Here is a 19,711-nt window from a genome sequence, read left to right as displayed (position 1 = left end):
AAGCGCCATGAGTAACCCTCCACTGATATTTATTGATGTTGAGACGACGGGCACCCGTGCGACGCGTGACCGCATTACTGAAATTGCTGCCTTAAAGGTAGTCAATGATCACATAACGGATCGCTGGGTCAGCCTGATTAATCCTGGCACCAGCGTGCCTTCTCACATCAGCCAGCTCACCGGCATTTATGATGATATGCTGATTGATGCGCCCTCTTTTAAGACCATTGCGCACACCTTGCGAGAATGGCTCGGTGAAGACTGCCTTGCAGCCCACAATGCACGCTTTGATGCCAGCTTTCTGCGCAACGAGTTCAAGCGTGCCGATATTACCTATCAGCCGCTACTCCGCTGCACACTGCGCATTTCCCGTCGTTTAATGCCTGAACTGCCTAAGCACAATCTCCACGCCTTATTAGCGCATTTCAACATTCAGCAAGCCCGCCAGCATCGGGCCGAGGATGATGCCACTGCGCTTTGGCAGCTGTGGGAAACCTGGCAACAACAGTATGACGCTGCCAGCTGGCAAGCCGCTCTTGCCGATGAGCAGCGCCACCGAAGCCTGCCCGCACATTTACCCAGTGAGCAACTAACCGGGCTTCCTGCTTCACCAGGGGTTTATTTGTTTTATGGTCACAACCGCCTTCCCTTGTACGTTGGCAAAAGCATTAATTTACGCAGCCGCGTGCTTGGCCATTTCCAGCGCGACCACCAGGACGACAAAGAGATGCGCCTTACCCAGCAAATACAGCACGTTGAGTGGCAAGAAACCGCTGGCGATTTAAGCGCCCAGCTGAGAGAGGCTCAACTGGTCAAAGAGCTGATGCCGATTATGAACCGACAGTTACGCCGTCAGGGGCATTTAAAAACGTGATATTGGCCAACCGATCAACCTTGCCCAACGCTGGTCAGCGGCAGAGCCATCAGCCAGCCTCAGCCGGGAAAGCTCTTTGGGCTGTTTCGCAGTGCCAAAGAAGCTAAAGATGCGCTGCGCAATATTGCCGAAACACATCCGCTTTGCCCGCAAGTGCTCGGAATAGATAAGGGAACAGGACGGTGTTTTGCTAATCAGTTAGGCAAGTGTCGAGGCGCCTGCTGTGGACAGGAGCCACTTGAAAACCACACACAGCGCGCTCAAGAAGCACTAGCATCTTTTCAAGTAAAAACATGGCCTTGGCCGGGGCGAATCATTATTCGCGAGAAAAGCCGTAAAAATGGCCCAACTAACCATCATGTGGTCGATCACTGGTGCTATTTAGGCAGTGCCACGACCAAACAGCGTGCCTTGGGGCTAAAGGGAGTCGCTGCCAAATTTGATGTGGATACCTATCGCATCCTAAACCGCTTTTTACGCGAACCAGAGCGGCACAACCTGACGGTGTTGCCGCTCTAGCTCTCCGTTACTTAGCGTTGCCTTCAGGCTACGCGTGGGCGGCCATAAATGCATCAACGGCTTGCTGGAATGCTTCTGGCTGATCGGCGTGAAGCCAATGCCCGGCGTTTTTAAGTGTTACTACTCTTGCGCGTGGCAGTACTTCGCGCAGCGCTGGTAGCATGTCATCTGCGACGTAGTGCGAATCAGCACCTTTAAGCACCAGTGTCGGCCCTTCGAAAGCGCGGTCACCATCAGGTTTGCCGATAATCGCTTCATAACCACGTTGAATTTCATCCAACCCAACGCGCACCTCCATCTCACCCTGCTCATTGCGCACTAAATTGGTGGCAAGAAACAACCGAGTTGGACGGGAGTCAACATGCTCGGCCAATAAGGCGTCGGCTTCACGGCGGTTAGTGGGTTTACCCGCTTTTACTCGTTCGAGTGCAGCAAACACATCGTCGTGACCGTGCTGATAAGCCACCGGAGCGATATCCGCTACCATCAGTGACGCGCAGCGTTCAGGGCTCATACGCGCCAGCGTCATAGCCACCTTACCGCCCATTGAGTGACCCAATACATGCGCGCGTTCGATCCCAAGCTTATCGAGCGCCGCCAACACGTCTTGGCTCATCGCGGTATAGCTCATACCTTCTGCATGAGGTGAACGACCGTGGTTGCGAAGATCCACAGCAATGACCCGCCTACTGCGCTGCCAAACCTTTAAATGCGAACGCCAGTTATCGGCGCTACCCAACAAACCGTGGATCACCACAAGAGGTAGTTGATCATCGCTACCTGATTCGTCGGGCAAATCGATCACATAAAGATCAACACGGGCATCATCAGACATGCGGGCTCCTCAGTCGTTACGCTTGGATTTATGCTTGGTCGTTAAGCCTAGCCGTTATGCGGTACGGGGTGATGCGTCAGTTTGCCCTGTCCACACGACTAGCCGACGCGTTAGCCACGCTAACAACAGACCATATAAAGGCAGGAAGAATAATAGACTAATGCCTAGCTTAATGGCGTAGTCGACCACGGCTATTTCTACCCAATGTTCGGCCATAAAAGGGTCTGGGCTGTTATAAAATGCGGTCGCAAAAAAAGCAAAGGTATCCGCTAGATTACCCAATACGGTAGAGCAAACGGGAGCTACCCACCACGCCCACTGACGAAGACGATCAAACACTTGAACATCGAGTAACTGGCCTAGCACGTAAGCAAGGAAACTAGCCAACGCGATACGGGCAACAAATAGATTCCATTCTCCCAAGGCTTCGATACCGACAAAGCTTCCCCGTGGAAAAATTACCGAAACAACGTAGGAAATCACCAACGCCGGAAACATGACGCGCAGTATAATTGAGCGAGCCGGTCCTTTCCCGAACAAACGAACCGTTAAGTCCGTTGCAAGAAAGATAAAGGGGAAACTGAATGCGCCCCAGGTGGTATGGAAACCAAACAGGGTAAATGGCAATTGAACCAAGTAGTTACTGGCGGCAATGATACCAATATGAAACGCGACCATTACCAGAAGGCAACGGCGGTGCTGGGTGTCGGTTAATGCAAACATGCAGGTTGGCCTTTTTTTGCAAGTCCGAGGGGTTAGGGAACCCTCATTTAAGCGCGGTTAACGCCACTGGGGCGCGCATTATACGCCTTCCGTTAGGTAATTAAAGTCGCCCACCTGCCGGGGCGACTCTATTCATCACGCTATTAGCAATGTTTGAGCCTAAACGTCTAGCGACTTAGCTTGATCCGACGCGCCGACAGAACGCTCGCGCATCGCCGCATGCACATCTTCTAAGCTAGTCGGATCATCAATGGTTGAGGGAATGCCGAACGACTTACCGTCGGCAATATTACGCAGTAACTTGCGCAAAATTTTACCCGAGCGGGTTTTAGGCAATCGATTGACGACCAACACCTGCTTAAAGCAAGCAATCGGCCCAATGTGCTCGCGTACTCGACTGATCAGCTCTGCTTCAAGCGTTGCTTCATCGCCATCGAAACCATCTTTAGTGATCACCAGTCCGATGGGTAGTTGGCCTTTTAGCTCGTCGTGAATACCAATCACGGCACACTCAGCCACCGCAGGGTGCGCACCGACGATTTCTTCCATTTCACCGGTAGAAAGACGATGCCCGGCAACGTTGATCACATCATCGGTTCTACCCATGATGAACAAGTATCCCTCTTCATCGAAGTAGCCACCATCGCCAGTCAGGTAATAGCCTGGGTAGGCTGCCATGTAGGCACTATGAAAACGTTGGGGATCACGCCAGATACCGGAAAGGCAACCAGGTGGAAGCGGTTGCTTAATAACCACGCTGCCCTGCTGCATTGGCTCTGTTTGCTCACCGTCACGATCCAAAATTTGCACGTTAAAACCAGGCACCGGAAAAGTTGCCGAACCTGCTTTGGTGGGCGCAGACTCAATGCCAGGCAAGTTTGCTGCAATAGGCCAGCCGGTTTCAGTTTGCCACCAATGATCGATTACCGGTACATCCAGCAGGTCATCAAGCCAATGAAACGTCGGTGGGTCTAAGCGCTCACCGGCTACATATAAGTGTTCAAGACTGCTGATATCGTAATTAGCTAGCAGCTTGGCATCAGGGTCTTCTTTTTTGATTGCCCGGAAGGCAGTCGGTGCAGTGAAAAAGCTTTTAACCTTGTACTCGTCAATCAACCGCCAAAAGCCGCCTGCATCAGGTGTTTTAACGGGTTTCCCCTCATACACGATTGTGGTGCAGCCTCTTAGCAGTGGCGCATACACAATATAAGAGTGTCCTACTACCCACCCTACATCCGACGCCGTAAACATCACATCGCCAGGATTCAGGGCATAAATTGCTTCCATCGAATAGGCTAACGCTACCGCGTATCCGCCTGTGTCTCGCATAACCCCCTTGGGCTTACCTGTCGTGCCAGAGGTATACAGGATATAGAGTGGGTCGGTCGCTTTTACGGGAACACAATCAGCAAACGGCGCATCCGCTACCAGTGCTTGCCAATCATGGTCGCCTTGATGGAGTTCCGCACGATGGGCTTCACGTTGAAAAACGACGCAGGCATCCGGTTTAAAACTGCTGAGTGAAATGGCTTGATCAACAATAGGTTTGTAAGGAAGTACTTTATCAACTTCAATGCCACAGGAAGCAGCAATCACTACTTTTGGCTCAGCATCTTCAATGCGCACCGCCAGTTCATGGGGTGCGAAACCTCCAAACACAACCGAGTGAACCGCCCCTAATCGGGCACAGGCATACATTGCGATGAGCGCCTCAGGCACCATCGGCATGTAAATAACCACTCGATCCCCCTTTGTCACACCAAGACGCGCAAGCCCTCCGGCAAACTGCGCAACACGATCACGCAACGCTTGATAGGTAATGGTTTGCTTTGACTGGGTAACGGGAGAATCCCATAGGATAGCGGGCTGGTCGCCCCTGCCTTGCTCGACGTGGTAATCGATCGCCGCGTAGCAAATATTCAGCTCGCCATCGTCAAACCAACGGGCATGTTGCTGATCGTCATAGCTAAGAATTGTGGAAGGAAATTTGAACCAAGGTAGCCGCTTGGCCTGCTCAGCCCAGAATGTTTCGGGATGTTCAACTGAGTGCTGATACGTTTGCTGATAGAGGCTCATGGTGGGACCTGACTTTATTGTGTTATTGAAAGTTACCAATTGTTGACACTTTATAAAGTAAGCAGCCGCTACACCCTCATACTATGGGATAAATCGCGACTAAAGCGCTATACACCCAGCATCATTGTCGACAAAACACCACACCACTACCATTGATAGATCGTTAAACCAGCGTTTGGACAAATACCGCTAAATTACTGATCATTCAACAACTGATCCTCGCGACGCGACGATGCCTAAATAACCTATAACAACGCTGTCACAACCGTGTAGGCAAGGAGATCCTCATGTCTGCTTCTACTAGCGCCGCTGCCCGTTTACTGGAACATGATTGCCACGCCATAGAGGCGGGCACTAATCTACTTAAAGCATTGGCAAACGAAAAACGCCTCCAAATACTCTGTCTTCTGGCAGAAAAAGAGCTCTCAGTCACTCAAATCAATCAGCAACTGGAGCTAAGTCAGTCAGCGTTAAGCCAACACTTGGCAATTTTGCGCCGCGATCAGCTGGTCGACACTCGCCGCGAATCGCAAACCATTTACTACTCATTAAGTAGTGAAAGCGCCAAGGCAATCATTGACACCCTGGCGCACCACTACGCCGCCTAACTGCCAAGCAGCTATTAACAGTAGCTATCGACTATCGACGCTGCCAACCAGCCGCATCGATTAAACCAAGCCCTTTAACAATGGCTTGCTCGACGCCCGCCGACATAGCCAAGCCTACCTTACGGCTGAGGGTTTTCGGCGGTTCAAGCTTCACGCTGTACACCTGAGCCTGCGCCATGCGCTCTACCAAATACGCCTCACTGGTACCAATGCTGTCGGTCAGTTTCTGTTCTAACGCTTCACTGCCGTACCAAATTTCACCCGTCGCTAGTGCATCAATGTCCATGTCAGGACGATGCTGAGAGACATACTCTTTAAACAACCGATGGGTATTTTCTAAATCATCAATAAATTTTTCACGACCCTCTTCGGTATTTTCCCCTAGCACGGTCAAGGTTCGTTTGTATTTGCCCGCCGTCAGCAGTTCGACATCAATATCATTGCGCTTTAGCAAGCGATGAATATTAGGCACCTGAGCCACAACGCCAATAGAGCCAATCACCGCAAACGGCGCAGCTTTAATATGGTTAGCTGTACACGCCATCATATAGCCGCCGCTGGCGGCTACTTTGTCGATACATACCGTTGTGGTTAAACCTGCCGCTTGAAGGCGATCAAGTTGCGCTGCCGCTAAGCCATAGGCATGCACGAGCCCGCCCGCCGACTCTAACCGCACGACAACTTCATCCTCGGCTGCGGCAACATCAATAATCGCCGAAACTTCCTGAGCAAACTGCTCAGTTTGCGAAGCCTTGAGATCACCATGAAAGTCCAACACCCATACCTTCTGAGCGCTCTGAGCCTCTCCTTTGCCTTGCTTGGCGGCCTTGTGCTTTGCTTTCTCTTCTTGGCGAAACACTTTTACCAGTTTTTTCCTTGCACCCTGTTCTGTCGTGGCAACGCGCAGCCTGCGGCCACGAGAGCGCCGCTGGTCGTTGAGAGACTCTACGCTTAGCTTAAGGCTATTATCCCCACTCTCCTTATTACGCAACACTAACGCCAGCACGATGCCCACCATCGCCATCAACAAGGTGGCTTGAATCAAAAACGTGCCCATCTCTACCATCCAGTCACTCATACCTTCTCTCCTACTCGACAATCTAGCTTGATTAAAACACTTGTTTAAAATAACCTCGTTAATAGCGTCGTGAGAAACTAACTCACCTAACGCCTTACACCTGCTTGGTTAACGACCAAATAATTTTTTGGGAATGTATAATGTCATCGAACACGTTAGATAAACTTCAGTCGCGCTTTAATCCAGAAGCTGCCAAAGGAATGGATGAGGTATTTCAATTTCATTTCTCTGACGCAGGCAGCCATTACATGGTGATCCAAGATGGAACTCTGGACGCACACGAAGGCGAACACGACGATCCTTCTGTAAGCCTAAGCATGAGCTCAGATACGCTTAAAGGCATCATGAGCGGTGATATCAACGGCATGACGGCTTTTATGACGGGTAAGCTGAAAGCTACCGGCAATGTCATGCTGGCCACTAAGCTGACCAGCCTGTTTCCCAGTAAATAATGCCCGTTCTCGCCCGCGAGCATTCAACGCCAGCGGGCGAGATGCGCTTCGATAAGTTCACGTGAAATTGAGTACGGTGGTGGCAATGAAGGTAACTGCCTTGGCGAAAACCAAGCGGCATCACTAATCTCCACACCATCGATATGAATGCGTCGCGTCGTCGCTTCTGCAAAAAAACCAAACATTAGTGAATGCGGAAATGGCCACGCTTGGCTTTGGTGATAACGAAGGTTTTCTACATGTACGCCTACCTCTTCGTATATCTCACGATGTACCGCTTCTTCAGCAGACTCTCCAGGCTCAATGAAGCCCGCAAGTGTTGAGTAACGTCCGGGCGGGAATCTTGGGCTTCGTGCTAACAGCATCGCCTCCCCACTGGTGACTAGCGTGATAATGCAGGGTGAAATGCGCGGATAGTTACGATGCCCACAGGCATGACAGTGCATCGCAAACTCAGCTTCCAACTTGGTTGCCTTCTCACCGCAACGCCCACAAAAACGATGGTTCTCTAACCAAGCACCGACCTGAAGCGCCGTCGATAGTAGGCTGAACCAGGAGGCAGTCAACTCCCCTAGCCACTGCCGTCCATCTATCCAGTCCTCACCCGGCTTACTTTCCACTAACAGCGCCACCGGCTCATCGTGCCAATAGCACAGCGGCTGCATCCGCTCGTCCCACGGTTGAGTCGGCTGTAACGGCGTCAACTCACCGCCTTCAACCAACGGTGCTGGCGCTAGATGACTTCGGGACACGCGGATAACACGACCTTCTCGCGCATAATGGGGAATTTCTCGTCTAAGCATCGGCATTATTACCTTCAGACCAACCACCATCAAACCAACGTAATTGATGCGCCTGACATTTAGCTTGGTGAGCGGCGCGCTCTTCCTCACTAGGCCGGACGACCCTCAACTGCCCTGGCGTCAACGCTAAACGCTGTACCGACAGCCCTTCATTGGCTTGATTGTTTTGCTGCTCACCTGACGATGCTTCTGAATCAAGCGTCAGCGCCGTTTGCCCGCCGGTCATCGCCAAATAAACGTCGGCTAGGATCTCGGCATCAAGCAATGCGCCGTGCAACACACGATGACCGTTATCAATATCGTACCGCTTGCATAACGCATCGAGACTATTACGCTGGCCTGGGTGCATCTGACGAGCCATCACCAACGTATCAAGAATGCGGCAATGTTCACTAACAGGGCCTAACGCGGGGGACCGTCGCCGCTGGTTTAACATGGTCAGCTCGTGATCGATAAACCCCACATCGAAGGGGGCGTTATGAATCACCAGCTCGGCTCCTGCTATAAATGCCCAGAAGTCATCGGCTATGTCGGCAAACACCGGTTCATTCGCCACCTTGGCGTCATCAATACCGTGAACCGCCACAACCTCAGCATCAATATGCCGTTCAGGATTGATATATTGATGATAGGAGCGCCCTGTAAACCGCCGGTTAATCATTTCAACGGCACCAATTTCAACTAATCGGTGACCATCTTTTGGGTCGATGCCGGTTGTTTCCGTATCCAAGATCACTTGGCGCATGCTGCTCTCCTGTTATGCTCATCAATGGCTTCGTTAGCCAACGCATCGGCGCGCTCATTACCGGGGTGCCCGCTATGCCCTTTTACCCAGTGCCACTCGACACGATGCCGCTGTGTTTCCTCGTGAAGGGTCTTCCAAAGCTCAGCGTTTTTAACCGGTTGCTTGGCCGCTGTCTTCCAGCCTCGCTTAATCCAATTGTGAATCCATTGAGTAATTCCTTGGCGCACATACTGGGAATCGGTCCAGAGGGCCACTTCACACGGCTTATTTAGCGTTCGCAACGCCATAATGGCCGCCATTAATTCCATACGATTGTTAGTGGTATCTGCTTCGAAGCCTTTTAACGTCTTCTCATGCTGCCCGCTTGACAGCACTACCCCCCAGCCACCTGGGCCCGGATTTCCTCGACAGGCCCCATCGGTATACACCGTAACGCGAGGCAACCCATCGGTTGCTTGCTTACTCACTTTCACTATCCTTTTCTAGACGACGTTGACCTGAGTGGTATCGCGCAGAAACACCGGTTCGTGTAGCTCCCAGAGAAGTGGGAGTGATTGGTGCACGCAACCCAAATTTAAGACGTTCTACCGGCGCATGGCGTTGTCGCCGCTGCGCTTGAATCATGTAACTTTCACCCAACGGTAAATTATGCCTGCGTCCCAACGCTTCCCAGCGCTCTCCACAGGTGGTGCTCATCGGCCCCCGAAAACAGCAGTAGTCTACGCGTTCTACGTCAAAATCGACAAACGCCAGCCAATCGCGCAAACGGCTAGCCGTACGCCACTGCCCGCTCCAAGGAAAATTCCCTTGCTGCTTACGCCAACGCTGGGTTAACCCGTTCAATCCTAGCGGATTGAAACCAAACAGAACTAACACTCCGCTATCGGAAGTTACCCGGGCAGCCTCTTGTAACGTGTGGTGGGCATCTGGCAAATGCTCTAGCCAGTGATGAATAACCACCACCTCTAAACTGCGGTCTGGTAAGGCAAGGTGATCTGGTGGACAGACTAACGTGGACGAAGCCTCCGCCATTGCTCTCGTCGGTGACCAGCGAATGATATGAGGAATGGCCGACATCGTCATCAACGTCGGCCCCATACTCATCTCTAAACTGTGGCCACCTTTGCGCCCTTCAACCAGCGGCCCCAAACACGCTCGCTGCGTTTCCCATAGCGAACGGCCAGCCTCTGTTTGCCAGTACGCTTGGCTTTCCGCCATCTGCTGGGCGAGCCGAGTTGCCGTTGACGAAGTTGACATGAACAGCGCTTCCCTCCACAGTAAATGCTTTTTAACGTTTTGAACGCCAGCGTTAACGCATTCGAAAGCGTCTAATTGAGCGTCTATTTTTTTGAACTAAAGGATCTCGCCCATGATGAGCGTGACACCGATTCCCGCACTTAGCGATAACTACATTTGGCTATTAAGACAGGATACCAGTCAAAGCGTTTGCGTGGTGGATCCCGGTGAAGCAGCACCTGTCATCGAGTTTCTTGAGCGTGAATCCTTAACGCTTGATACGATTTTGATCACTCATCACCACCATGATCATACGGGTGGCCTTACAGAGTTGATTAAACGCTTCTCGCCTCGGGTTATTGGCCCCTCCAATCCTACTATTGAAGGTATTGATGAACAGGTAGGGCATGGCGATGAAGTACGTATTATGGGGCGTCTTTTTGCAGTCATGGCCACGCCAGGGCATACGTTAGATCACGTGAGTTACTTCACTCCAGGAATTCCTGCGCTACTTTTCTGCGGCGACACCCTGTTTTGTGGTGGGTGCGGCCGCTTATTTGAAGGGTCGCCAGAGCAAATGTTTGCATCTCTTCAAATCTTAGCGGAACTCCCAGAGGATACGCTGGTCTTTGCAGCGCATGAATATACGCAAGCGAATCTAACATTTGCTCGTGCTGCAGATCCTGATAACGAAGACGTTAAATATGCACTGCAGGAGTGTGAGAAGGCTCGGGCATTAGACCGACCTACCTTACCCAGCACGATAGGACGCGAGCTGAAGATCAACCCCTATTTGCGCGTGAGCACCGACAGTGTGCGTCAAGCAGTAGGTACACATGGGGTCAATGATGATGATCTCGCCACGTTCACCACTTTACGCGAGTGGAAGAACCGTTTTTAAGAACGCTATCGAGTAAAAACGAACCGACTATGACTTATCGAACGATTCGCCAGCGCTTATTACTAAGCGCTGGAAGCACTGTTATTGTGAGCCTATTTTTAGCCGCTGCGGCCAGCTCTCAAGCCTCTACTACCGATGCATACCAACCTAACAGCGCCCTCAATGACGCGCCCGCTTCACCCGATTTCCGCCCCAATGCCTTTCAGCATCACTTCTGGGAAGCGCTTGAGCTACAACCCCAGGATGCCTGGAGCACATTACGTGACAGCTTCCAGTGGCAGGAAAAAAATCTCCCCGCCGATGCTCAAGCACGTGTCGACAAGTGGATAGAGTACTACCGTTCCAGCCCGCAAAATATTGTCTCCATCACGGAACGAGCAACCCCCTGGCTTGCCTGGATCACCCAGCAAGTGAGCGAGCGTGGCCTTCCTGGTGAGATCGCGCTGATTCCGTTTGTTGAAAGTTCATTCGACCCCAGCGCCCGGAGCCATCGAGGAGCCGCTGGGCTTTGGCAGTTTATGCCGGGTACCGGAGATGCATTAGGTCTGGTTCGCAACGGCAACTACGATGGACGTTTAGACGTCGTGACGTCTACCGCAGCAGCGCTTGATTACCTGGAAATGCAGGCAGATGAGTGGTACGAGGGTGACCTGATGCTCTCGCTGGCCGCTTACAACGCCGGCGCTGGCACCGTTAACCGTGCGCAACGCCAAGCTCAGGGCCAAGGCCTTGCAGGCGACTACTGGGAACTATCACTGCCCCACGAAACGATGCAGTACGTTCCCAAACTTAAAGCCATTGCGACGATCATCAATAATCCAGAACAGTACGGTGTTTCACTTCCCGACATTCATCCTGATCCCGCTTTTGCCAAAGTTCAGCTGGAGCAGCCAGTTAGCCTGGCACAGGCCTCTCAGCTTCTGGATGTTAGTCAATCCGCGCTGGCCGAGCTAAACCCTGGCTTGCTGAATGGCAGCCTTGACCCACGTAGCGCACAGACGTTACTTGTGCCTGAAGAAGTCGATACTCAAGTGTTAGCTCAGCTTTCGCAATCAAACAGTACTGCATTAGCGTCAACCGGCACGCCAAGCGTTCACCGCGTTGAAAGTGGCGATAACCTGTCAGTGATTGCGTCACGCTATAATGTCACTCAACAAGATTTGATCAGGTGGAATGCTATTGAACGCCCAGAGGCACTGAAGCCAGGTCAACTGCTGACGCTTTCAGGACGGTAACTTGGGGAATCTAACCAGGCTTTGTTAACTAGGTTTAAAACGCAGTCTTTATTAGTCTTTCTTGGCTATGTCTCAGTTACTATTAGCGCCGCTACTGTGACTCAGCAGTTGTGTCTAAGGCTCTAAGCCCGGTTTCTAAGCCTTCGTTGCTACAGGAAGTTACCAATGCCACGCGGTGTGTTGTTTACCAAAGTACTTTTGTTAACCAGCGGCTTGCTGTTGAGCCTGTCGCTGTTGGCTTCTGAAACCGTCGCCGAAAACAACACCTCTACCCCCGTTGAGACCGTGCACGGGCTATCTCTCTACAATAGCCCAGAGCTACCTCCCGATTTTGCCTACTTCCCCCATGTTAATCCGTCCGCCCCCAAGGGCGGAACGATTACCCATACCGCCGTGGGGGGCAGTTTCGACTCTACCAACCCGTTTATTATTCGCGGCACGCCGGTTACCGGTATTTCTAAAATTTATGACTCGTTGATGGCCAGTAATCCTGGTGAGCCGTTTAGCTTATACGGGCTACTGGCAGAAGGCGTCCGCCTGGATCCGGAACGTCGGTGGATAGAGTTCGATTTGCGCCCAGAGGCTCGCTTCCAGGACGGGGAGCCGGTAACGGCCTATGATGTGGTGTTCTCACTGAACCTGCTGCGTGAACAAGGCAACCCCTTCTACAGTAGCTATTACGCCGGTGTCGAACACGTTATCGCCTTAAACGATCATCAAGTGCGCTTTGAATTTAATGACACTGAATCACGCGAGCTGCCACTGATTGTGGCCCAGCTGCCTATTTTACCTCGTCACTACTGGGAACCCCGCGACTTCAGCTCTCCGACTCTGGATGCACACCCTGGGTCAGGTCCCTATCGCATTAGCGAGGTAGACCCTGGACGGCGAATTGTCTATCAGCGAGATGACAACTATTGGGGTAAGAATTTGCCCGTCAATGTGGGTCGCTACAACATCGACCGTGTTGTTTATGAGTACTACCGCGACCGTGATATTGCCTGGGAAGCCTTCAAAGCAGGCCTTACCGACTTCAGGACTGATGCACGCGCTGCTACTTGGGCCATTGGCTATGATAATTTTCCAGCCTACCGAGACGGCTTAATTAAGCGGATTACCGTGCCCGATGTTAACCCCTCCATGATGCAGGCGTTTGTCTTCAACTTACGCGAAGAGAAGTTTCAGGACCCAAAGGTTCGAGAAGCACTGAGCCTTACGTTTGATTTCCCCTGGCTCAACACCAATATTTTCTATGGCACCTATCGGCGCACGGAAAGTTTTTTTCAAAATTCTGAAATGGAAGCTACTGGAACGCCATCAAAAGAAGAACTTGCGCTACTCGAACCTTTTCGTGAAGTGTTGATGGACTCCCATCATTCAGAACGACTGTTCACCGACCCGCTGCCCATTGAACACCCTACAGAGCTGCGTGAACGCCTGCGGCTTGCGCTTGACCTGCTGCGCGACGCTGGCTACCGCGTAGAAGATGGTGTGTTGGTGCACGGTGAAACAGGCCGACCGCTTACCCTGGAAGTACTGCTCTACGACTCTGGCCTGGAGCGTGTTGTGCAACCCATGCTACGCAATATGGCACGCCTTGGGGTTCAAACGTCGCTACGCATTGTCGATATCAATCAATACCTTAACCGAGTTCGCAGCTACGATTACGACATGGTCATCAGCCATTTCCCCCAGTCTAACAATCCTGGCAATGAACAACGCGATTTTTGGACCAGTGCTGCTGCAGAGGCACCACAAAGTCGTAATCGCATGGCCCTTGCCCACCCTGCTGTCGATGCGCTGGTGGAGCAGCTGATTCGTGCTGATGACCGGGAAACGCTAGATACCATTACACAAGCGCTTGATCGCGTGCTGCGCTGGGGCTTTTATGTCATTCCGCACTATCATTCAGGCGAAACGCGGATTGCTGTGTGGGATAAATTTGGCTACCCAGAACCGTTTCCAGCTTATGCCATGGATTTAGACGCTTGGTGGGTAAACACCGATCGAGAAGCAGAACTACAACGCCGTCATCGACGCCGCTGATTCAGCCAACATAGATTTATCAAACATAGATTCATTCAACATAGTTATAACAGCTTACCGGCAATAACTTTTGGCCCCCAATTACTCATGGAGCGCGCTGTGGCACGTTATACCTTACGCCGACTGCTACTGATGATCCCGACCCTGTTCGGCATCATGCTGCTTAACTTCATGATTGTTCAGGCTGCCCCTGGGGGACCCATTGATCAAATGTTGGCCCGCTTTGAGGGGGCCGACGCCATGGCAAGCACACGCCTGGATATGGGGGGCGCTGATGTACAAGTTAATGATGACTCTAGGGGCGCGCGTGGAATCGATCCACGCTTTATCGAGCAATTAGAGCAGCAATTTGGCTTTGACAAACCCGCTCATGAACGGTTTATCGGCATGATGGTGGACTATCTCACCTTCGATTTCGGCACCAGTTTTTTTCGTGATCGACCGGTGATTGAACTGATGATCGAGCGCCTGCCCGTGTCTATTTCGTTAGGCTTATGGACAACGCTGCTGGTCTATCTCATTTCTATTCCTTTAGGCATCAGCAAAGCGCTACGACACGGCTCTCACTTTGATGTCTGGACCTCAGGCCTAGTGATCGTAGGCTATGCCATCCCTGGCTTTTTGTTCGCCATTCTTCTTATTGTCGTGTTTGCTGGTGGCACTTACCTGGATTGGTTTCCTCTACGCGGCTTAACATCACCCGATTTCTCCGAGCTATCCACATGGGGCAAGATTAAAGACTACTTCTGGCATATCACCCTACCGGTACTGGCTGCCGCGATTGGCAGTTTTGCCACGCTCACCATGCTGACTAAAAACAGCTTTTTGGATGAAATTCATAAGCAGTACGTACTGACAGCCCGGGCCAAAGGTGCCGACGAGCAGCGTATTTTGTATGGCCATGTTTTCCGTAACGCCATGCTGATCATCATTGCTGGGTTGCCCTCTGCAATGATTGGCATTTTCTTTACCGGCGCACTGCTCATCGAGGTGATTTTCTCTTTGGATGGCCTCGGCTTATTAGGCTTTGAGGCAGTAATGCAGCGAGACTACCCCGTCATTTTCGGAACGCTATTCCTGTATACGGTAATCGGGCTGCTGCTAAAGCTAGTATCCGACTTGACCTATGTGTGGGTAGACCCACGCATTGATTTTGCGTCGAGGGAGTCATAAACATGACATTTATCAGCTCGCGTCTTTCGCCGATTACGCTGCGTCGCCTAGCAGCATTTAAAGCCAATCGCCGCGCCCGAGTATCGCTGTGGCTATTTGGCGTTCTGTTTATTGTCAGCCTATTTGCTGAACTCATCGCCAACGACAAGCCTCTCGTAATGAAATATGACGGGCAGTGGTATGTACCGCTACTGGTCGATTATCCAGAAACCGAATTCGGTGGTTTCTTACCCACCCGTACCGACTACTTAGACCCCTTTGTCCAACAGCAAATTAGCGACCACGGTTGGGCGCTATGGCCGATTATTCCCTACTCCTATCAAACCCTCGATATGCTGATGACACGACCTTCGCCTGCACCGCCAGATAGGCGCCATTGGCTGGGTACCGATGATCAAGGGCGTGATGTATTAGCGCGAGTCATTTACGGGTTTCGACTATCGGTTGCCTTTGCTCTGGCGCTCACCGCAGGCTCCTTGGTCCTAGGAGTGGTGGCGGGCGGTGTGCAGGGTTATTTTGGCGGCAAAGTAGACCTCATCGGACAGCGCATCACAGAAATCTGGTCTGGGTTACCGGTGCTATTTCTGCTGATTATATTGGCTAGCTTTGTGCAGCCCGGTTTCTGGTGGCTACTTGGCATCATGCTGTTGTTTTCGTGGCTGGGACTGGTTGATATCGTACGCGCCGAGTTTTTGCGTGCACGCAATCTCGAGTACGTGCGTGCAGCGAAGGCCATGGGGCTCCCTTCTCGGCTGATTATGTGGCGCCACGTGTTACCTAACGCGATGGTAGCCACCCTGACGTTTATCCCCTTCCTGTTCACTGGTGCCATTGGCACGCTCACCGCGCTGGACTTTTTAGGCTTTGGTCTGCCACCTGGCGCGCCTTCACTTGGTGAACTAGCGGCACAAGGCAAAAATAACCTGCATGCTCCATGGCTTGGCATCACCGCGTTTATGACGCTTGCCATTATGCTCTCACTACTGGTGTTTATTGGTGAAGGACTTCGCGATGCCTTCGACCCACGACATGTGAAGCAGCATCAGTCACCGGCCCAGGAAACCAAGCATGCCTAGTCACGCAAACAATGCCCAACCACTACTGCGCTTAAGCGAGTTTTGTGTTTCCTTCGATGGCAACGTCGTTGTCGATTCCCTCTCTCTCACTGTCAATGCGGGCGAAACGCTCGCTATCGTGGGGGAATCTGGCTCAGGCAAGTCGGTCTCTGCCCTGGGCGCGATTAATTTACTGCCTGACAACGCTAAGGTAAGTGGTCAGCGCTGGTTAGAAGAGACCGACCTTAATCAACTAGGCAAACGTGATTGGAATGGTATACGCGGTAATCAGGTGGGATTTATTTTCCAAGAGCCGATGACGTCGCTCAACCCGCTTCACCGCATTGGCAAGCAAATAGGCGAAACCCTTCGTTTACACCAGGGCCTCAGCGGTCAGGCTGCACGTACACGGGCCAAGGCACTGTTAGAACAAGTCAAACTACCGCGTCCTGATGAACTGCTTGATGCCTGGCCACATCAACTTTCTGGCGGCCAGCGCCAGCGGGTAATGATCGCCATGGCCATTGCCAATAATCCGGCACTGCTGATTGCGGATGAGCCAACGACAGCGCTCGATGTGACCGTTCAGCAAGAGATTTTAGCCCTGCTGAAAGAACTTCGCGATCATCACGGCATGGGCGTGCTATTTATCAGTCACGACTTAAACTTGGTACGCCGCCATGCAGACCGGATATGTGTCATGTATCAAGGGAAAATTCAGGAAACCGGTAGCGTTGCCGATGTATTTATTAATCCCCAAAGCGACTACACCAAAGCCCTCATTGCCGCCGAACCAGAAGGCCGGCCTGCTGAACCTGCCGATACCACGCCGCTTTTGACCACACGCCAGCTTAGCGTGAGTTTCAAGCGCCCGAGGACAGGACTTTTTCAGCGCCAGCCACCCGCTTTTGAGGCCCTGAAAGCCACCGACCTAACCATCGCTCCTGGCGAAACGCTGGGCATTGTTGGCGAATCAGGCTCTGGAAAAACGACGCTGGCGTCAGCGGTTATGCGATTAGTCGCTAGCCAAGGTGAGGTGATACTGGGCAATGCCACGTTGAGTCAGCTCTCTGGCGACACGCTTCGACGCCAGCGCCACCGGCTACAAATGGTTTTTCAAGATCCTTACGGAGCGCTTTCTCCGCGCATGCCGGTATTTGATATTGTCAGTGAAGGCCTGCAGTTTCATTACCCTAACTTGACCAATGCAGAAGTCACCGAACGCGTGCATCGTACGCTGCGAGAAGTGGGTCTGCCGGAAAGCTGTGCTGCCCGTTACCCTCATGAGTTTTCGGGGGGACAGCGCCAGCGCATAGCGGTGGCACGGGCAATTATCCTAGAACCTGAGCTACTGGTACTGGACGAACCAACCTCAGCGTTAGATCGAACAGTACAAAAACAGCTGGTCACGCTGCTGCGCGAACTTCAGGCACGCCGCCAACTAAGCTACCTGTTTATCAGCCATGATCTTGCCGTGGTGCGCGCTATGGCCCACCGCATTATGGTGCTAAAAGATGGCAACGTAGTAGAACAAGGGGATTGCCTTGAAGTGCTCGCCGCCCCGCAGCATCCCTATACCAAAGCATTGATAGAAGCTGCCCACTTGCACTAGCTACCTGGTTAACATGAACGTTCGTCTCGGCACTTTCCAAGCTGGCCACGCATGAACGCAGAAGCAAGATAACGGTATAAAAACTCATTGCTCATAATAAAAACGCCCCGGCCTTTGGCACGGGTATGTGCTGACCGGGGCGTTTTATCCACTAGCAGTGACGCTAAGTGTGTTTAGAAGCTGGCAATTTCTTCAGGCGTTAGCTCCCGCCATTCACCAGGTGCTAGGTCATCTGGCAAGACCACATCGCCAATCGAACGGCGATGAAGCGCATTGACGTGATTGCCTAGGGCTGCAAACATGCGCTTCACTTGATGATAGCGCCCTTCAGTAATGGTCAATTCCGCTTGCTGAGGAGTAATAAACCTCAGCACGGCAGGTTGCGTTGGCGTTTCTTCACCATCCAGTAGAAGTCCTTCCTCTACTTGGTTAATGGCCCACTCAGCGGCGCTACCTTCCATAGGCTCCGCCAACTCTGCAATGTATACCTTGGCACAGCGATGGCGCGGCGAGGTGACACGATGGGACCATTGGCCATCATCAGTGAGCAATAACAAGCCGGTGGTATCTACATCCAACCGCCCTACCGGCTGCAGTCGCTCTACTTTGGGTAGATCAATGAGGTCAATCACCCTTGGGTAAAGCCCACGGCGGGCAGTGCACTCTACTTCCAGCGGCTTATGCATCATCAGGTAACGCAACCCAACCAGCGCTAGCGTCTCACCATTGAACTTTACTTCGTCGTTCTGGGTGTCAATTTGGGTCGCCGACTGCTTGATGGGCTCGCCATTCAGGGTCACCTCGCCATTTTTTAACGCACGCTTTGCTAGGCTGCGCGTCAACGGGGTTGTTTCACTCAAAAAGCGATCAAGGCGCATTATTGACCCACTCCTGGCAGAAGCGAAAAGCGGTCGGCATCTTGCCAGGCAGGAAATTTTTCTCGAAAAGCATCTAGGTCCGTTTTATTTAGCGTCCCCGTTTCAATAAACGGAGAGTTTGCAGGGTGGTCGATCAGCGGTTCCCCTTTGAAATCGACCAGCATGGAATCGCCGCTATAGGCGAGTCCTTTGGCATCTTCACCGACGCGGTTGACACCCACTACGTAAACTAGGTTTTCAACTGCACGCGCTTGTAAAAGAGTGCGCCATGGGTGACGCCGGGGTGCAGGCCAGTTCGCCACACACAGCGCGGCATCATACTCGAAATGTTCGCCCTCTGCTGGCTGCTGGCGCATCCAAACGGGAAACCTCAGGTCATAGCATACGCTCAATAGCAGCCTGAAACCTTTCAGTTCAACGATCTTCCGGCCATTGCCCATACCATAGCGTTCATGCTCTCCGGCCATACGAAATAAATGGCGTTTATCGTAGTACTGCAAGTCACCGCTGGGGGTAGCCCATACCATACGGTTGAAGTATTGCCCTTCATCGACAATGGCCACGCTGCCGGTCATTACACAGCCTCTCGCCTTGGCCTGCGTCTGTAACCAGGCAACGCTCTGGCTCGCGTTCATGGGCTGGGCCATTTCCCGTGAGTTCATGGTGAAGCCAGTCGCAAACATCTCTGGCAACACAATTAAATCGGTATCGCGGCTATCTAATTCGCCTAATAGCCGCTCAAGATGCGCATGGTTGGCCTGAGGATCTTCCCAGCGCAAATCGCACTGCACTAAGCTCGTTTTCAGTTGACTCATGCCATGTCTCCTTTGCATCAGTGTGTTCGTCAATTATGTGCTAGATT

General features: G+C 52.1%; 20 protein-coding genes. 10 read left to right on the top strand and 10 right to left on the bottom strand.

Annotated elements, in window-relative coordinates; genetic code table 11:
• The first annotated feature begins 7 nt into the window (after positions 1-7).
• Entirely contained in the window at positions 8-874 is an 867-nt protein-coding gene (locus INT21_RS20635) for a 3'-5' exonuclease (protein WP_319022029.1), read from the top strand.
• A 153-nt stretch (positions 875-1,027) separates the two neighbouring features.
• Positions 1,028-1,393: a hypothetical protein gene (locus INT21_RS20630; protein WP_319022028.1), complete on the top strand. Its 366-nt coding sequence runs from the start codon at positions 1,028-1,030 to the stop codon at positions 1,391-1,393.
• Between the two features lie 28 nt (positions 1,394-1,421).
• On the opposite strand, the gene INT21_RS03570 is transcribed toward INT21_RS20630, so the two are convergent.
• From INT21_RS03570 to INT21_RS03560, 3 genes are all read right to left on the bottom strand, one after another.
• Positions 1,422-2,228 (bottom strand): alpha/beta fold hydrolase, encoded by an 807-nt coding sequence (locus INT21_RS03570; RefSeq protein ID WP_193059813.1) that lies wholly within the window; start codon positions 2,226-2,228, stop codon positions 1,422-1,424.
• A gap of 54 nt (positions 2,229-2,282) precedes the next feature.
• On the bottom strand, positions 2,283-2,951 hold the full coding sequence (locus INT21_RS03565) for a 7-cyano-7-deazaguanine/7-aminomethyl-7-deazaguanine transporter (protein WP_193059812.1): 669 nt from the start codon (positions 2,949-2,951) through the stop codon (positions 2,283-2,285).
• Between the two features lie 159 nt (positions 2,952-3,110).
• On the bottom strand, positions 3,111-5,027 hold the full coding sequence (locus tag INT21_RS03560; RefSeq protein WP_193067726.1) for a propionyl-CoA synthetase: 1,917 nt from the start codon (positions 5,025-5,027) through the stop codon (positions 3,111-3,113).
• A 287-nt stretch (positions 5,028-5,314) separates the two neighbouring features.
• On the opposite strand from INT21_RS03560, the gene INT21_RS03555 reads away from it, so the two are divergent.
• A complete protein-coding gene (locus tag INT21_RS03555; RefSeq protein WP_083004010.1) occupies positions 5,315-5,635 on the top strand; it encodes an ArsR/SmtB family transcription factor in 321 nt (106 codons plus the stop codon).
• Positions 5,636-5,666: 31 nt separating this feature from the next.
• Here the strand turns inward: INT21_RS03555 and sohB are convergent, their stop codons facing one another.
• A complete protein-coding gene (gene sohB / locus INT21_RS03550; protein WP_193059810.1) occupies positions 5,667-6,713 on the bottom strand; it encodes a protease SohB in 1,047 nt (348 codons plus the stop codon).
• A gap of 140 nt (positions 6,714-6,853) precedes the next feature.
• Between sohB and INT21_RS03545 the strand changes: the two genes are divergently transcribed.
• Entirely contained in the window at positions 6,854-7,165 is a 312-nt protein-coding gene (locus INT21_RS03545) for an SCP2 sterol-binding domain-containing protein (protein ID WP_038484038.1), read from the top strand.
• 23 nt (positions 7,166-7,188) lie between these two features.
• On the opposite strand, the gene nudC is transcribed toward INT21_RS03545, so the two are convergent.
• The 4 genes from nudC to INT21_RS03525 are packed head-to-tail and all read right to left on the bottom strand — an operon-like array spanning position 7,189 to position 9,970.
• Positions 7,189-7,968: an NAD(+) diphosphatase gene (gene nudC, locus INT21_RS03540; protein ID WP_193059809.1), complete on the bottom strand. Its 780-nt coding sequence runs from the start codon at positions 7,966-7,968 to the stop codon at positions 7,189-7,191.
• Positions 7,961-8,713 (bottom strand): DNA polymerase III subunit epsilon, encoded by a 753-nt coding sequence (gene dnaQ, locus INT21_RS03535; protein ID WP_193059808.1) that lies wholly within the window; start codon positions 8,711-8,713, stop codon positions 7,961-7,963. Before dnaQ ends, nudC begins: the two co-directional genes overlap by 8 nt.
• Positions 8,701-9,180: a ribonuclease HI gene (rnhA, locus tag INT21_RS03530; RefSeq protein ID WP_038484029.1), complete on the bottom strand. Its 480-nt coding sequence runs from the start codon at positions 9,178-9,180 to the stop codon at positions 8,701-8,703. The genes dnaQ and rnhA overlap by 13 nt, the downstream gene beginning before the upstream one ends.
• Entirely contained in the window at positions 9,173-9,970 is a 798-nt protein-coding gene (locus tag INT21_RS03525) for a class I SAM-dependent methyltransferase (protein WP_193059807.1), read from the bottom strand. Before INT21_RS03525 ends, rnhA begins: the two co-directional genes overlap by 8 nt.
• A gap of 112 nt (positions 9,971-10,082) precedes the next feature.
• Between INT21_RS03525 and gloB the strand changes: the two genes are divergently transcribed.
• The 6 genes from gloB (at position 10,083) to INT21_RS03495 (ending at position 17,971) form a co-directional block, all read left to right on the top strand.
• The gene (gene gloB / locus INT21_RS03520; RefSeq protein WP_193059806.1) at positions 10,083-10,850 is read left to right on the top strand and encodes a hydroxyacylglutathione hydrolase; all 768 of its coding nucleotides are present in this window, start codon (positions 10,083-10,085) and stop codon (positions 10,848-10,850) included.
• A gap of 29 nt (positions 10,851-10,879) precedes the next feature.
• Positions 10,880-12,085 carry a transglycosylase SLT domain-containing protein gene (locus INT21_RS03515; RefSeq protein WP_193059805.1) on the top strand — a complete coding sequence of 402 codons (1,206 nt, stop codon included), beginning with the start codon at positions 10,880-10,882 and terminating at the stop codon, positions 12,083-12,085.
• 165 nt (positions 12,086-12,250) lie between these two features.
• Positions 12,251-14,131: an extracellular solute-binding protein gene (locus INT21_RS03510; RefSeq protein WP_193059804.1), complete on the top strand. Its 1,881-nt coding sequence runs from the start codon at positions 12,251-12,253 to the stop codon at positions 14,129-14,131.
• A 99-nt stretch (positions 14,132-14,230) separates the two neighbouring features.
• On the top strand, positions 14,231-15,304 hold the full coding sequence (locus INT21_RS03505; RefSeq protein ID WP_193059803.1) for a microcin C ABC transporter permease YejB: 1,074 nt from the start codon (positions 14,231-14,233) through the stop codon (positions 15,302-15,304).
• A 2-nt stretch (positions 15,305-15,306) separates the two neighbouring features.
• Positions 15,307-16,380: an ABC transporter permease gene (locus INT21_RS03500; protein ID WP_193059802.1), complete on the top strand. Its 1,074-nt coding sequence runs from the start codon at positions 15,307-15,309 to the stop codon at positions 16,378-16,380.
• Positions 16,373-17,971, top strand: coding sequence for an ABC transporter ATP-binding protein (locus INT21_RS03495; RefSeq protein WP_193059801.1), 1,599 nt, complete (start codon positions 16,373-16,375; stop codon positions 17,969-17,971). Before INT21_RS03500 ends, INT21_RS03495 begins: the two co-directional genes overlap by 8 nt.
• A 173-nt stretch (positions 17,972-18,144) precedes the next feature.
• On the opposite strand, the gene INT21_RS03490 is transcribed toward INT21_RS03495, so the two are convergent.
• Complete coding sequence (locus INT21_RS03490; protein ID WP_089038295.1) at positions 18,145-18,849, bottom strand: pseudouridine synthase; 705 nt, start codon at positions 18,847-18,849, stop codon at positions 18,145-18,147.
• On the bottom strand, positions 18,849-19,664 hold the full coding sequence (locus tag INT21_RS03485) for an amidohydrolase (RefSeq protein ID WP_089038296.1): 816 nt from the start codon (positions 19,662-19,664) through the stop codon (positions 18,849-18,851). The genes INT21_RS03490 and INT21_RS03485 overlap by 1 nt, the downstream gene beginning before the upstream one ends.
• Positions 19,665-19,711: the final 47 nt, after the last annotated feature.

It is taken from the genome of Halomonas sp. 3F2F, from assembly GCF_014897805.1.
In the GTDB taxonomy this organism is placed as follows: domain Bacteria; phylum Pseudomonadota; class Gammaproteobacteria; order Pseudomonadales; family Halomonadaceae; genus Vreelandella.
This window is presented reverse-complemented; position numbering and strand designations above follow the sequence as displayed.

Coding starts and splice junctions, on each gene's coding strand:
- dnaQ (WP_193059808.1), bottom strand. CDS start 8,713: ATGCGCCAAGTGATCTTGGATACGGAAACAACCGGCATCGACCCAAAA.
- gloB (WP_193059806.1), top strand. CDS start 10,083: ATGATGAGCGTGACACCGATTCCCGCACTTAGCGATAACTACATTTGG.
- INT21_RS03500 (WP_193059802.1), top strand. CDS start 15,307: ATGACATTTATCAGCTCGCGTCTTTCGCCGATTACGCTGCGTCGCCTA.
- INT21_RS03565 (WP_193059812.1), bottom strand. CDS start 2,951: ATGTTTGCATTAACCGACACCCAGCACCGCCGTTGCCTTCTGGTAATG.
- INT21_RS03545 (WP_038484038.1), top strand. CDS start 6,854: ATGTCATCGAACACGTTAGATAAACTTCAGTCGCGCTTTAATCCAGAA.
- INT21_RS03485 (WP_089038296.1), bottom strand. CDS start 19,664: ATGAGTCAACTGAAAACGAGCTTAGTGCAGTGCGATTTGCGCTGGGAA.
- INT21_RS03490 (WP_089038295.1), bottom strand. CDS start 18,849: ATGCGCCTTGATCGCTTTTTGAGTGAAACAACCCCGTTGACGCGCAGC.
- INT21_RS03515 (WP_193059805.1), top strand. CDS start 10,880: ATGACTTATCGAACGATTCGCCAGCGCTTATTACTAAGCGCTGGAAGC.
- nudC (WP_193059809.1), bottom strand. CDS start 7,968: ATGCTTAGACGAGAAATTCCCCATTATGCGCGAGAAGGTCGTGTTATC.
- INT21_RS03555 (WP_083004010.1), top strand. CDS start 5,315: ATGTCTGCTTCTACTAGCGCCGCTGCCCGTTTACTGGAACATGATTGC.
- INT21_RS03525 (WP_193059807.1), bottom strand. CDS start 9,970: ATGTCAACTTCGTCAACGGCAACTCGGCTCGCCCAGCAGATGGCGGAA.
- INT21_RS20635 (WP_319022029.1), top strand. CDS start 8: ATGAGTAACCCTCCACTGATATTTATTGATGTTGAGACGACGGGCACC.
- sohB (WP_193059810.1), bottom strand. CDS start 6,713: ATGAGTGACTGGATGGTAGAGATGGGCACGTTTTTGATTCAAGCCACC.
- INT21_RS03510 (WP_193059804.1), top strand. CDS start 12,251: ATGCCACGCGGTGTGTTGTTTACCAAAGTACTTTTGTTAACCAGCGGC.
- INT21_RS03560 (WP_193067726.1), bottom strand. CDS start 5,027: ATGAGCCTCTATCAGCAAACGTATCAGCACTCAGTTGAACATCCCGAA.
- INT21_RS03495 (WP_193059801.1), top strand. CDS start 16,373: ATGCCTAGTCACGCAAACAATGCCCAACCACTACTGCGCTTAAGCGAG.
- INT21_RS03570 (WP_193059813.1), bottom strand. CDS start 2,228: ATGTCTGATGATGCCCGTGTTGATCTTTATGTGATCGATTTGCCCGAC.